Here is a 13,443-nt window from a genome sequence, read left to right on the forward strand (position 1 = left end):
TTCAGTCAGAATACAGTAAGGAGAGCGTCGTGGATGCTTTGGAAGCATACGGCAAAGTAAATCAACAGACCCAGGAAACGCTGATTAAGACCCATGCCTTAATGGTCAAGCGTATTGCCCATCATTTACTCGTGCGATTACCTTATTCTGTACAACTGGATGATTTGATTCAGGCAGGCATGTTAGGTTTGCTGGAAGCGGTCAGGAACTATGATTCCAGTAAAGGCGCCTCCTTTGAAACCTACGCAGGCATTCGCATTCGCGGCCACATGCTGGATGAAGTCAGACGAAACGACTGGGTTCCCCGATCGGTTTACCGTAATGCCCGCATGGTGGCGGAAGCGGTTAAAAAAGTCGAAAACCGTTTAGGCCGTGATGCTAAAGATAAAGAAATTGCGGACGAATTAAATATAAGCCTGGATGAATACCATTCGCTTTTAAAAGACTCCGCCGGCAGCCAGTTGTATGGTTTTGATGATTTAGGTGTGACGGAGGATGTGTTGAAAGGCGAGCCGGGCAGTTCCTCGGAGCCGCATGAAAATGCCTTGCATGAGGACATGGTGAAGCGTTTAGCCGAGGTCATTGAAACGCTGCCGCAGAAAGAAAAGCTGGTGTTGTCGCTTTATTATGAACAGGACCTGAATTTAAAAGAAATTGGTCAGGTTTTGGGTGTCAGTGAGTCTCGTGTTTCACAAATTCATAGTCAGGCGACAATTCGCCTTAAAGCACGATTATCGGAATAGTACTTATGGATGCTTTGACCTTACTTGGATTGATAACCGGATTTTTGGCAATCATTATCGGCCAGATGTTTGAAGGGGGCGAGTTAAACTCGCTGTTGAATTTACCGGCGCTGGTGATTGTCATGGGCGGGACCATGGGCGCTGTCATGGTGCAAACGCCGCTGTCCACGTTTAAACGCGCCTTTAAAATCCTTCCCTGGATCATACGTCCGCCCAAGCAGAGTTACGATCAGACGCGTGAACAACTGGTTGATTTGGCAAGGCGTGCCCGCCAATACGGCCTGTTGTCGCTGGAAGATTTTATGGAGCAGGAGCCCAATCCTCTTATGCGGCAGGGCCTGGAGTTACTGGTGATTGGCGTGGACAAGAAAACCGTACGCCAGATCCTTGAGGCCGAAATTGACCGTCGTGAAGCCCATGATCTGCATGCCGCGCACGTTTTTGAAAGCATGGGCGGTTATAGCCCTACTATCGGGATTCTGGGGGCCGTTCTTGGTTTGATTCAGGTCATGAGAAACCTGGCGGAACCCGGTGAGTTGGGTGCCGGTATCGCCGTCGCGTTCGTGGCTACCATTTATGGCGTGGGTTTAGCCAACCTCATGTTTTTGCCTATTGCCAATAAAATCAAGAGCTGTGTAGCCAATCAGGTTCATCATGATGAGATGCTCGTCGAAGGTCTGGTGTCCATGGCCGGCGGGGAGAGTCCAAATATGCTAAGCTTAAAATTGAATAATTTTGGACAACATCATCAAAATGCGAAGAAAGAGAAACAAGGCAGTTCAGCATGAGGATACGCATCGGTGGATGGTTTCATACGCCGATTTCATTACCCTACTGTTTGCATTTTTTGTGGTCATGTATGCCATCTCTTCCGTCAACGTCTCCAAATACAAAGCGTTGTCTGAAGGCATGAACTCTGCGTTTAATTCCAAGGGAGTGGATCGCGCCCCAGTGCAATTTTCAACCAACAGCAAGGAAGGGAAAGCCTTACTGGAAATGAAGGGCAGCGAAAGCGAGCAATTCAATGCCCTGGAGAAGTCCCTGTCTGAACTGCAGGATCCCGATATGAATATTCACAGTGACAACGGCTGGGTGGAACTGGATATCAAAGCCGGCGCGCTGTTTGACAGCGGCAGCGCGGATCTGAAACCGGCTGGCATCGTCAAATTAATGAAAATTGCGGAAATTATCAGAAAAGTACCGTATCCTATTGCCTTGGAAGGTTATACTGACAATGTGCCCATCAATACGCCGCAATTCCCATCTAACTGGGAGTTGTCCACAGCTCGGGCTGCGGCTTTAGCCAGGGTGTTGACGATTTATGGCGTGGATCCAGGTAAAATCACGGTCACAGGCTATGGCGAACAATACCCTGTCGCTGACAATACCACAGAGGATGGACGGGCTAAAAATCGCCGTGTTAACCTGATTATTGCCAAAAACAAGACAGTACCCCGGTTTTTAAACCCGGATTTGAGCAGCAAGAAAGTCGAATCGCTGGATGCCAGAAACTTGAATCTGTCTCCGGGTGAAAGCCATCTGCAGCCAATAGGCAAGGAGAGTCAATGAGTTTAATCGTCATCATGGAGTTGTTATTAACCTTAGGCCTGGCCTATGTCATTTATCATCAGCGCCAGCAACTGCTGGATGTTGAGAAACGGCTTAAAACCTTAAGCCAGGCCATGGACCAGCATCAGCTGGAGCAGGCCGCGGTGGTGAATGCCGATTTGGTATTTGCCAAAAAACTGGCGGAAATTAACAGTCAATTGGTCAGTATGGATAATCAGCTGCAATCCCTGGAAACCAAACGTGATAACGACGGTGGTTATCAACATGCGTTAAAAATCCTTGAGATGGGCGGCAACAAGGATGAAATCATCAGCAGCTGCCACTTATCCAACGCGGAAGCAGAATTGCTGATGAATCTGCATGCCTATCGGGCGGTGATAAAAACACCAGCCTGAGTTCTCTTCAGACCCCCTGCCGGGGAAAACTGCTCAATCGCTCAACAAAACGGTACAGGATTGATTAAAGTCCGCCAGATCCGGATTGGTGGTTGCCTCACTGGAGGGACTTTGGTTAAAAAAGGAAAGTTTTTGTTGATAAAGCCTTTCATTGCAGCGCAACAGGGTTTTATTTTCTTCACGCAACGCGTTGTTTTGCGCTGTAAGCGCTTCGTTTTCGAGTTCCAAACCCCTGATTCTCTCCTGCGCCTCATTTAACTGGGCCTGCTTTTTTTCATCCTCCGCACGAAGCTGCGCCAACTCGGTGAGGGTTCGCTGTAAATCGCCATCCAGTTCGAGAATAAGCCGACCTGCATTTTCTTTAATTCTTTCTTTTCTTTCTTGTCGCTTCAACGCATAGTTCTGAAAGACGGGCGATTTGTTTAATTCGTTTAAAACCTCGCTGAATGAGGGGAGCAGGGGGGGCTCTTGCGCTGTCCTGGCCTTTTTGGTCTGTTCATGGGTTAGCTCGTCTGTTGCCTTGGTTTTCATACGGGTTCCTCTTAAAAGCGGTCTTTATAACATAAAATGAACATAAATTAAACTATAAGTATTTATTTGAATCCGTCTGGCCTCTGGTGATTCATTTCTTAAGCTTCCGTTAATGTGTCTCTGATACCCTTTCTGTCCGTTATTTGGTATGAGTCGTTTCATGCAAAGCACAACCAGTATTTACGAGCAGATTAAACAGGATAAAAAATCTTACTCGGGGGTGACACTGTCTTACAAAGGGGCGCTTTATACCCCGGACCATTTTGAGCAAGGCAAATACATTGATCCTAACCCTGATTTAAGCCCGCTTGCGGCGTTTACCGAACGATTCAAAAATATCGGGGCTCTCGTCATTCGATTTCATCTGGGGCAGGGCCAGCGCGCCGGATTACTGCAGCAGGTGGCCGAATTTGATTATCGCGATAATCCTGTTGAACGCCGTGCCCATGGCGATGATGAGGCCAACCTGTTCTTCAGCGAAATCGAATCTACCCATCCCAAGGCGGTAGGGCAGTCACTGGAATTTATCAGTCACTTACCCTTGGGGCGTTCAAAATTATTAAACGAACGGGCTCAGCCCTTAGTGCATATCAATCGTCAGGGCACTTATGGCGAACAGGGTCTTTGGGATATTCTTCATGCCCCGGTATGGAATGTGGGTCGTAATCTGCGTTATGAATTAACGAAACAGGGATTTATTTATCTGACTTGTCCCGCTGAGTTTTCTCCCAAAGACAGGGCGTTGCTGGATAATGAGCTTCGCACTTCCGGCAAACCGTTTGCCGTGGTGGTGGAGCAGTTCGCTGCCCAATCACAGACAGCGGTCATCAGTAAGCTTCGTTTTTATATGGACGATAAACAGGAATTTACCCGAGAGGCCAATGGCCTGGCGATTGCCGCTGACAAGGCATTTGCGCCCTTAGGCTGGATTATTCATGAAAAAACCGGCGACATCCTGCCTCAGGGAATCACCGAAGACATTATTCGCGTTTCAGCGATCGCCGAAGGCGGTTTTTATGAGAAGCGCCCGATGCAGCAAAAATTGCTGCAGTCTGGAAACCTGGTTAACAGCAGCGGTCTTGGTTTGTTTATCCAGAATCAGGCCTTTAATGCCATGTATGTGATTTTTGATTACCTGCAACAATACCAGTTTGATCCTCGACCGCTGTTAGATACGTCGCTTCAGGTGGTTTATAACCGCCTGCAGGCTGCGTTAAAAGACGATCCCTCCGTTATTGACGATTTCTTAACCGGCGCTTTGCAGGATGAGATGGTCCAGCCGCTTAAAGTCAGTCAACCACGCAGTAAACGTACGGTTTTGCCTGTTCGGTTCACCAATCCTCTTGCTGTCATTGAGAATAATCTTAAAGCCATCGCTTATGCCTTTGATCTCAAAGACAGCACAGGGCAACCTGTTTTCCGTTCCTTTGATGACGTGGCGGTAATTGAACAACACGATCAGCTGATTGATGTGAAACTGAACGGCACGCTGGTTTTACCTTCTTTTAATACCGGCAGTCATGTGGCCTCGGTTTTGTCAACGGCCTTGCTGGTTGCCGAGCAGATGATTGTCGAGCAGTTGCTTTCAGATGCCGTGACAAAGGGCACTGACAGTGATTTCAACTGCCTGTTAAAAGCTCTTGAGCTCAAAGACACGGAGGCTTTCTCCCATTTCATGGCACTCCTTGCCCATTTTCCCGAGGAGGATAAAAGACCGGTGGTTGGAGCCCAGTTTGATTATTGCCAACCTATCTTGCATTATCTGCGAAAGCTGCTCGATTTTGATAAGTTACCGGGTTTGATCTGCCGTTTTGCAGAACCGGGCATGAGTACAGAAGCCGTTCTTAAGCATTTAAAGGCAGAAGAGCTTGAAATCCTGTGTCACGCGTTACGGACGCTTTACCTCATCGGCAATAAGCTGCAGCAGTTCCCATTGACCAGTGCTCAATCGGCAGCGTCTCGTGGTATCAATGCGGGCTTGGAACCCTTGATTGCCCGTTTATTCCCTTCATTAGCGAAAGAATTATCGATTGATGCCACCCACAAACAGTATGCCGAAGTCGATTTGCCAGATCCTGAAAAAATGAAAGAACGATTATCGGTTAAAAACATCAATAAGTGTCCTTTCTTCAGTCAAAAAACGAAAACACCGTGGCTGGAAGAGAAACAACAACCACCGCAGGCGCCAGAGCAGGAAAAGAAAGCCAGGTCGGATTCAACAGCCCCTTCGCCGGGCTTTTTCAGCCGCGTGTGGGAATATAAAGGCACCATTGGTTTTATTGCCGGAACGGCGGCGACGGTGGCTGGCATTATTTCGCAAATGTGACGCTCTCAACGAAGCTGGGCTTTCATGCCCGGCTTCTTCATTGCCTTCGTGCATAAATTAAAATCGACAACATCACCAGGGCCATGCCCATAAGCTGCAGCATCGACAAGCCTTCCCCGAATGCGGCCCAGGCAATAAGGCTTGTAGCAACAGGCATCAGAGCGGTAGACAGGGAGGCCAGGGTGGCATCATTCCTGCGTGCACCGAAATACCAGAAGACATAAAACAACCCCGAACTTAAACCCAGAAGCAGGACAAGGGCTGCCATGAGAGGATGCCATGGCTGGTGCGGCCAGTTTAACAACCCAACCGGCACCAGTAAAAGCGCATTGATGCCGTTCATTAAGGCTGACAGCAAAAACACCGGCAGTTGCACGACTCGCCACTGACAGAGCAGATAATACGTGGCTTCCGGTAGTAAGGATAAGAAAATCAGCAAATCCCCGCGCAGGGAATGGTGCGAAGCATGGAAGGAGTGGCCGGCAAGGCATAAAAGGCCCAGGCAAGCCAGGGCGATGCTGGCTATTTTCTGCTGAGACAATTTTTCCTTGAGGAAAATAAAGGCCAGTAAGGAAATGAGGGCTGGTAACGCGCTGGTAATAATGCCGGCCGCAGCCGCATGGGTGTAGTGCAGGCCCAGTAGCAGAAAGCAATTAAACAATAAACCGGCTGACAGGGCTTGAGCAAGTAGTAAAAGCCACTGTCCTTCAGGCAGCGATTGAAAGTAATCAGCCACCGTGCGTTTCCTTGCCGGTGTTAACCAATGCAGGGGCAAGAGCAGCATGGCGGCTAAGCTAAAGCGCAGCAATAACAAAAACCAGGCAGGACTGTAGGTGAGGAGGTATTTGGAACAAACAATATTCACTGCCACCATGGTCTGGGCGGCGACAAGCCATAAAAAGGGGATTAAACGTCTGGGCATTCCGGCCTCCCGTAGAACAAAGAGGCTTAGTTTACTTTCACCGGGACAGGAGTCCCTTACCATTAAAACGCATTCGCTTTGCTGAAAAAATCATGACGCCACTGTGTGGGGGATGTGCCAGACCAGGCCGAAAAGGCGCGGCTGAAGGCGGCCAGGTTCTCATAGCCCACGTCCAGTGCAATGCGTTGCAGGCTGTGAGGAGAGGTTGTCATCAGGGTTTGGGCGGCAAGCAGACGCTGGTTGCGCCAGTATTGTCCCGGCGTTTGCCCCATGGCCTGTTTAAAACGACGCTGTAGCTGGCTGATGCTCAAATGGCAATAAGCGGCTGGCCTGGCAAGCGAAATGGGCTCTCTGTAATGCTCATCAATCCACTGTTTGGCCAGCAGCGCTCGTTGATCCATCAGGGGATTTAAATCCTCATTCAAGGCGGCAAGCAGAGTCTGAACTATGGCTTGCGTGCTGTTGTGCCTTGTCTTCTGAAGAAGGTAATGGTGGATAAATTTTAACAAATGCCCAAGCATGGGATTGATAGTTAAAAACGCAGGTTGTGTTGTGGCTATCCGTGGAGGCTGCGGCAAGTCCATGACTAAAAATAAATTGTCCTCACTCCCGGCAAAACAGTGTTGATGCGATGGTGCAATAAAGGCGGCGCGATTTCCCGTTAACAGGCCGCCGCAGTGATTGATTTCAATCTCGAGACTGCCCTGTAAGGGAAACACATATTGCGCATAGGCGTGGCTGTGGCTGTGAGTTTCTTCCGTGTAGCGCCTGAGTTCAAGTGCTGCGAGGGTCAGGGAATCGGGGTGCTGGGTCAACATGGTTTTAGTTAAAAAATAAATCATCCATAGTATAACGCCTGTTCAGGTTGAAGGAATAGCCCCTCTGCCGCGCAGCAAACGAGAGCGGCTGATTAATCTGCTAATTTATTGTGCATTTTTTATGGGTTTGGCTGGTTAAGAGGAGGCTTTCCTTGTAAACTAGCGTATTTGAATTTATTTTACCGGGAAAAGCATGTTAGAAGTGAACCAGATTACGTTCAATTTAGGCGATTTGAATGACCGCATTCAAGCGCTTCGGGGGTATCTTTGAATTCGATAATAAACGGGAACGGCTTGAGGAAGTAGTCCGCGAACTGGAGTCGGCTGACGTCTGGAATAATCCTGAACAAGCCCAGGCCCTGGGTAAGGAAAGGGCTCAGCTGGAAGCCGTGGTTCATCAGCTTCAGGACTTAAGCCAGAGCATGGTGGATTTATCCGAGCTTTTTGAAATGGCCCGCGCGGAAGAGGATGAGGGCACAATCAGCGACATTACCCAGGAATTGGAAAAAGTGGAGAAACAGGTCGCCGATCTGGAGTTTCGCCGCATGTTTTCGGGCAAAATGGACCATGCCAACGCGTACCTTGACATTCAATCCGGCTCCGGCGGCACCGAAGCGCAGGATTGGGCGGAAATGCTTCTGCGCATGTACCTGCGTTGGGGTGAGCACCATGGTTTTCAGTGTGAACTGATTGAATGTTCAGCCGGCGACGTGGCCGGTATCAAGAGCGCCACCATTCATTTCAGCGGTGAATACGCCTATGGCTGGCTCCGAACGGAAACCGGCGTGCATCGTCTGGTGCGCAAATCGCCTTTTGATTCGGGCAACCGCCGCCACACGTCCTTTTCTGCCGTGTTTGTTTCGCCGGAAGTGGATGATGACATCGACATTGAAATCAACCCCGCGGATTTACGCATTGACACTTACCGTGCCTCGGGGGCAGGCGGCCAGCACGTAAACCGTACCGATTCAGCGGTAAGGATTACCCACGTGCCTACAGGCATTGTTGTTCAATGCCAGACTGACAGAAGTCAGCACAAAAACAAAGACCATGCCATGAAGCAGTTGCGCGCCAAGCTTTATGAATTGGAAATGCAGAAGAAAAACGCCGAACAACAGGCTCTGGAGGCCAGTAAATCGGATATAGGCTGGGGTTCGCAGATTCGATCCTACGTGCTTGACCAGTCGCGGATTAAAGATTTACGCACCGGCGTTGAAACCAGTAATACCCAGGCCGTTTTAGACGGCGATCTGGATCAGTTTATTCACGCCAGTTTGAAAGCAGGAGTAGGGGCAGCATGACAGAAGAGATTTTAGATGAAAGCGAAGTCTACCAGATTCGCAAACAAAAGCTTGGCGAGTTGCGCCAGCAGGGCTTTAATTTTCCCAATCATTTTCATCGACAGCATTTGGCCGCTGAGTTATTGAAAGATTACGAAGGGTTTGAAAAAGACGCATTAGCCGAACAGGCGGTAAAGGTAACCATCGCCGGCCGCATTGTGTTGCGGCGTATCATGGGCAAGGCGAGCTTTTTCCATATCCAGGATGTGTCCGGTCGAATCCAGGTTTATGTCCGTCAAAATGATTTGCCGGAAGTGTATGAACAATTTAAACATTGGGATTTGGGTGACATTGTCGGCGTCAATGGGCTGCTCTTTAAAACCAATACAGGGGAATTGACTGTTCATGCCGAGCAGGTTGTACTGCTGACTAAGTCCTTACGGCCTTTGCCGGATAAATACCACGGCTTGTCCGATCAGGAAATGAAATACCGTAAACGGTATGTCGATTTGATCGCCAACGAAGAGAGCCGCAAAACCTTTACCACACGCACCCGTCTGATTAAAGCCTTGCGCCAGTTTATGGACGATCACCAGTTTCTGGAAGTGGAAACGCCGATGATGCATCCGATTCCGGGCGGCGCATTGGCGCGTCCCTTCGTCACCCATCACAATACCCTGGATATGCAAATGTTCCTGCGCATTGCGCCGGAACTGTATCTTAAACGGCTGGTGGTGGGCGGTTTTGAGCGTGTGTATGAAATTAACCGCAATTTCCGTAATGAAGGCATTTCCACCCGCCATAATCCTGAATTCACCATGATTGAGTTTTATCAGGCCTATGCCGATTACGACGATCTCATGGATTTCACCGAGCAATTGCTGCATTTCCTCTGTGATGAGGTGCTGGGCAGCCGTCAGGTAAGCTACCAGGATTGGGTTATTGATTTTGCCAAACCCTTTGCCCGCATGACTGTGAAAGAGGCTGTTTTACACCACCATCCGCAAATTCAGGCGGAACAATTGGAGAATGTGGATTCCTGCCGCGACATTCTAAAGCAGAAAGGTCTTGGGTTTAAACCCACCGACGGGTTAGGTAAACTGCAAATGATTCTTTTCGAAGAAACGGTTGAGCATTTACTCATCCAGCCGACTTTCATTACCGGTTACCCGACCGAGGTCTCACCGCTGGCCAGACGCAGCAACAGCAATCCGGAAGTCACCGATCGGTTCGAATTCTTTATTGCCGGACGCGAAATTGCCAATGGCTTCTCAGAATTAAACGATGCGGAAGATCAGGCGGAACGCTTTCACAGGCAGGTGGCAGAAAAAGATGCCGGCGATCTGGAAGCCATGCATTTTGACAGTGATTACATTGAGGCGTTGGAGTACGGTATGCCGCCGACAGCCGGGGAAGGGATTGGGGTGGACAGGCTGGTCATGCTGTTTACCAATTCTCAGTCCATCCGCGATGTGATTCTATTTCCGCATTTACGTCAATTATAAAAGAAGCCCTCACCGTGCATCACGGTGAGGGCTTCGCATGAGTTGTCGGCGTTATTGCACCGTAATGTTCAGTAAATCGGTTCGGCTGGGTTGAGAGCATAAAAACTGACTCGGCACATTGCCGCCGCCCGCCACAGTTTTACAGATTTCAGGGCCGTTGTGCACGCCGCTTGCAAAATTGGAATTAAACACCAGATTTAAGAAACAGCTTTGGCCATGGGCAAGCACAAAGGGATTCTGGCAGGCGTTGGGGCCTGCAGTAATCTGCTGAACGCCGGTGAGCGGAACCAGCGTCAGTTCACGGGTAATCAGGGTATTGTTGGTGACCAGGTATTGGGCTCCCACGATATCGCCTGGCGCAATCAGCGCGGGTGGTCTTACGGTGTTTACAATACTGAATTTGGGCTGCGTTCCGGCATTGCCTAAAGAGGAAAGCAAAATGAGTCCGAAGCCGAAAATGCCAGGTATCCTTTTTTTCATGAACGTGTCCCTTAAGAATAATGTTAAGCGGTAATGAGTATTCCATGGAATGCCTCAGGTCGAATCTTATAATTTCACATCCTTTCAGGCAAAAGCAACTGCGACAGGTGTTGCAGTGACCATGGATTAATCCCTGGAAGCCGTCGTCTTAAGCGACACAGACGTTGATGGGGAAACCCCGTTACCCCGAAGTCAATGCCCCTGGCGTTCGGAAAGCGCGTGGCAATTTTTATATTTTTTCTGGCTGCCGCAGGGACAGGGCGCATTGCGCGAAATGGCACGTTTATGCTGAGGTTTGGCATAAAGCGGTTTATGAGCCGCTGTGTAAAACCATTGCCCATCGACGCGTACAAATTCACTGCGTTCATGAATGGCCTGTAATTTGCCGCCATCACGCAGGCTGGCTAAAAATTCAACATAGCCCCGATCCGGATTGTCGGCGTCGAGCTTGCAATTGACCACTTGAAGACTAAGCCAATCGACTTTAGCAGCCCATTGCGATACCTCCTGTTCATGAAAGCCAAGCAGGGGCTCGCCTTTCATGGTGTTTTTAATGTACGTCATGTTGGCTTGCGTATAAGCCGTGTAACGTGAGCGCATCAGGGCTTCAGGGGTCGGCGGGCGCTGCGATTGATCAATGTATAAACCGCAGCATTGCCTGTAGTCTTTAAGTGAGCCGCAAGGACAATCAGCCATTCATTAACTCCCGCAATAGTACTTTGATGCCAATAATATCATGAGTATAATCAAGATGTTCATATAAAATGCCAGGTGGTTGCGCGCCAGCCCGGCGTGTTGTCCATTTGTAAAGGAATAATCAACCATGATGACTCTTTATCAGTTCCCCTGCCATTGGGGTTTGCCCAATGCCAGTCCCTTTTGTTTAAAGCTTGAGACTTATCTGCGCATGATTGAAATGCCTTATGAAATCCGTTTTGTCATGGATCCGCGAAAGAGTCCAAAGGGAAAGCTGCCCTGCCTTAAGATCGAAGGAGAACTGCTCTCTGACAGCGAACTGATTATTGACCACCTGAAGGAAAAATACGGCGATGTACTCGATGGCCAGCTCCGTGAGGATCAGCGCGCCTTAATGACCCTGCTGGACAATACCTTCACGGAGCGCCTGTACTGGTTCATCGTGTACTACCGTTGGCAACAGGACGCGGGCTGGGCTTTTGTGAAAGAGGGCTTTTTCGGCAAACTTCCATGGCTTGCCAGACTATTTGTCCCCAACAGCGTCAGGAAGGCCACCCTTAACGCACTCCATCAGCAGGGGACCGGCCGCCATAAACCGGAGGAGGTATTCAAGCTCGCCACAAAAACCCTGGATGCCATTGCCATAACCCTGGGTGACAAAAAATATTTCCTCGGTGCAGAGATGACCAGTATTGATGCAACGGCTTTTGCTTTTCTGGCCAATATTGTCTGGGTCCCCTACGAGGATCCTTTAAAATCCTATCTGCAAAAATACAGCAATATTTTGAATTATTGTGAACGAATTTGGAGCATTTTTTATCCTGAAATAGAGAGACCATTCCCGTTGGTGAAATGATTGTCTTTTTCCTTAATCGTAGCCAGGATATTTACTTTGCAAGCGTATTTTATTTTGTTAAGATTTATTTGCATAAATAACAACAGAGGTAGAAAATGCCTATTATTAGTGGGAATCGTTTCCAGAAAAAAGAAAAAATCAAGGCTGAAATCAGCAGTGAAACTTTCGAGAAAATCAATGCTTATTGCGCTTGGGCTAATATTGACGACATTGGTTTTTTCATTGAAGAAGCAGCCGGTTTCGTTTTCAACAAAGACCGTGAGTGGAAAAAATTAAAAAAACAAGCCAAAAAACGCTCTGAAACGACTTCAGCCTGATTTAAAAGCGGCACGTCAAGTGCCGTTCTTTTACTTGCATTATCTACCATGCCCTCATTAAATTAAGCTTATACTATTGAGGATAACTTCAATAGCCATTTCTGCTGTCATTGTTTTAATCTCAAGCAATAAAATCGTGGATTATTTTCCCAGGGAGGGGATATGAAACATACACCGTTATGGAAAGTAATCAGTGCCAAATCCCGGTATTATCCTGAACTGAATCAGTCGATTGATGTCGACGTGGTCATTATTGGCGGCGGCATAACCGGGGTGACTGCGGCCATGGAACTGATAAACAGCAAAAAAACCGTTGCCCTCAATTGAGGCGCATCAACTGGGCGGTTCTGGTGGCTGGCAACCATCATAAAACCGGGCAGGAGAATTCAGCCAGGAGTCGTTACGACACGCTGAAAACGTTTTTACACCAGGACCTGGCGATGACCGAGGTTGCGAATTACTGGTCGGCACAGCATTTTCAATCGGCCGATCACATCCCTTACATCGGTCTTGCCAGACGGCATCACAAGCAGGTGTATATGGCAACCGGGTATTTTGCGGATGGCTTGGTGTATGGCACACTGGCGGGATTACTGATTGCTGATTTAATCAGCACCGGGCAGAATAAGATCCATTGTTTTGAGTCAACGCGAACTCAATGGCTCGCCTCTTTTGGTTTTTGGCTTAAAGAGAATCTCAATGTCTTTGGACGGTACTTAAGTGATTTGCCGCACATTGCCGCCAAAGACTGTGCCGAGGTCGGCCAGGGCGAGGGTAAAATTGTAGAGTTTAACCGCGAGAAATGGGCGGTCTCTCGCGATGAGCAGGACCAGGTGCATGTTGTGTCGGCCGTATGTACCCACATGAAATGCCTGGTGCATTGGAATGATGCCGAAAAAACCTGGGATTGCCCCTGCCACGGCAGCCGGTTTTCGCCGCAGGGTGACGTGCTCGAAGGGCCGGCAACAAGAAACCTGCGGCCTATTAATAACAAGGAGGTGTAAC

General features: G+C 48.8%; 16 protein-coding genes. 11 read left to right on the forward strand and 5 right to left on the reverse strand.

Annotated elements, in window-relative coordinates; all coding sequences use genetic code 11:
- Positions 1-29 precede the first annotated feature (29 nt).
- The 4 genes from Lrub_RS10890 to Lrub_RS10905 are packed head-to-tail and all read left to right on the forward strand — an operon-like array spanning position 30 to position 2,707.
- On the forward strand, positions 30-743 hold the full coding sequence (locus Lrub_RS10890) for an RNA polymerase sigma factor FliA (RefSeq protein ID WP_058532122.1): 714 nt from the start codon (positions 30-32) through the stop codon (positions 741-743).
- 5 nt (positions 744-748) lie between these two features.
- The gene (locus Lrub_RS10895; RefSeq protein ID WP_058532123.1) at positions 749-1,531 is read left to right on the forward strand and encodes a flagellar motor protein; all 783 of its coding nucleotides are present in this window, start codon (positions 749-751) and stop codon (positions 1,529-1,531) included.
- Positions 1,497-2,312 (forward strand): flagellar motor protein MotB, encoded by an 816-nt coding sequence (locus Lrub_RS10900; protein ID WP_065235749.1) that lies wholly within the window; start codon positions 1,497-1,499, stop codon positions 2,310-2,312. The genes Lrub_RS10895 and Lrub_RS10900 overlap by 35 nt, the downstream gene beginning before the upstream one ends.
- Complete coding sequence (locus tag Lrub_RS10905; RefSeq protein ID WP_058532124.1) at positions 2,309-2,707, forward strand: DUF2802 domain-containing protein; 399 nt, start codon at positions 2,309-2,311, stop codon at positions 2,705-2,707. Before Lrub_RS10900 ends, Lrub_RS10905 begins: the two co-directional genes overlap by 4 nt.
- A 33-nt stretch (positions 2,708-2,740) precedes the next feature.
- On the opposite strand, the gene Lrub_RS10910 is transcribed toward Lrub_RS10905, so the two are convergent.
- Positions 2,741-3,238, reverse strand: coding sequence for a hypothetical protein (locus Lrub_RS10910; protein ID WP_058532125.1), 498 nt, complete (start codon positions 3,236-3,238; stop codon positions 2,741-2,743).
- 148 nt (positions 3,239-3,386) lie between these two features.
- Between Lrub_RS10910 and ceg17 the strand changes: the two genes are divergently transcribed.
- Positions 3,387-5,564: a Dot/Icm T4SS effector Ceg17 gene (gene ceg17, locus Lrub_RS10915; RefSeq protein WP_237760799.1), complete on the forward strand. Its 2,178-nt coding sequence runs from the start codon at positions 3,387-3,389 to the stop codon at positions 5,562-5,564.
- Positions 5,565-5,601: 37 nt separating this feature from the next.
- Here the strand turns inward: ceg17 and Lrub_RS10920 are convergent, their stop codons facing one another.
- Together Lrub_RS10920 and Lrub_RS10925 are read right to left on the reverse strand one after the other, a co-directional pair.
- Positions 5,602-6,486, reverse strand: a complete 885-nt coding sequence (locus Lrub_RS10920) for a DMT family transporter (protein ID WP_058532290.1) — start codon at positions 6,484-6,486, stop codon at positions 5,602-5,604.
- Between the two features lie 62 nt (positions 6,487-6,548).
- Positions 6,549-7,304 carry an AraC family transcriptional regulator gene (locus Lrub_RS10925; protein WP_065235768.1) on the reverse strand — a complete coding sequence of 252 codons (756 nt, stop codon included), beginning with the start codon at positions 7,302-7,304 and terminating at the stop codon, positions 6,549-6,551.
- 193 nt (positions 7,305-7,497) lie between these two features.
- Here Lrub_RS10925 and prfB point away from each other — a divergent pair.
- Both prfB and lysS read left to right on the forward strand, forming a co-directional pair.
- Positions 7,498-8,605 (forward strand): peptide chain release factor 2 gene (gene prfB, locus Lrub_RS10930; RefSeq protein ID WP_133134034.1). Its coding sequence is split into 2 segments (ribosomal slippage): positions 7,498-7,572 and positions 7,574-8,605, totalling 1,107 coding nucleotides; the frame shifts between segments, so codons are not numbered across the junction.
- On the forward strand, positions 8,602-10,089 hold the full coding sequence (gene lysS / locus Lrub_RS10935) for a lysine--tRNA ligase (RefSeq protein ID WP_058532129.1): 1,488 nt from the start codon (positions 8,602-8,604) through the stop codon (positions 10,087-10,089). The genes prfB and lysS overlap by 4 nt, the downstream gene beginning before the upstream one ends.
- Positions 10,090-10,140: 51 nt before the next feature.
- Here lysS and Lrub_RS10940 read toward each other — a convergent pair whose 3' ends face one another.
- Both Lrub_RS10940 and Lrub_RS10945 read right to left on the reverse strand, forming a co-directional pair.
- On the reverse strand, positions 10,141-10,569 hold the full coding sequence (locus Lrub_RS10940; protein ID WP_058532130.1) for a hypothetical protein: 429 nt from the start codon (positions 10,567-10,569) through the stop codon (positions 10,141-10,143).
- Positions 10,570-10,761: 192 nt separating this feature from the next.
- On the reverse strand, positions 10,762-11,265 hold the full coding sequence (locus Lrub_RS10945; RefSeq protein ID WP_058532131.1) for a YchJ family protein: 504 nt from the start codon (positions 11,263-11,265) through the stop codon (positions 10,762-10,764).
- 127 nt (positions 11,266-11,392) lie between these two features.
- On the opposite strand from Lrub_RS10945, the gene Lrub_RS10950 reads away from it, so the two are divergent.
- From Lrub_RS10950 to Lrub_RS10960, 4 genes are all read left to right on the forward strand, one after another.
- On the forward strand, positions 11,393-12,121 hold the full coding sequence (locus Lrub_RS10950; protein WP_058532132.1) for a glutathione S-transferase family protein: 729 nt from the start codon (positions 11,393-11,395) through the stop codon (positions 12,119-12,121).
- A gap of 95 nt (positions 12,122-12,216) precedes the next feature.
- Entirely contained in the window at positions 12,217-12,438 is a 222-nt protein-coding gene (locus Lrub_RS10955; protein WP_058525500.1) for a hypothetical protein, read from the forward strand.
- Positions 12,439-12,600: 162 nt separating this feature from the next.
- A complete protein-coding gene (locus Lrub_RS14835) occupies positions 12,601-12,765 on the forward strand; it encodes an FAD-dependent oxidoreductase (protein ID WP_133134033.1) in 165 nt (54 codons plus the stop codon).
- A 23-nt stretch (positions 12,766-12,788) separates the two neighbouring features.
- Positions 12,789-13,442 (forward strand): Rieske (2Fe-2S) protein, encoded by a 654-nt coding sequence (locus tag Lrub_RS10960; RefSeq protein ID WP_162263139.1) that lies wholly within the window; start codon positions 12,789-12,791, stop codon positions 13,440-13,442.
- Position 13,443: the final 1 nt, after the last annotated feature.

The organism is Legionella rubrilucens (genome assembly GCF_001468125.1).
GTDB lineage: Bacteria > Pseudomonadota > Gammaproteobacteria > Legionellales > Legionellaceae > Legionella_C > Legionella_C rubrilucens.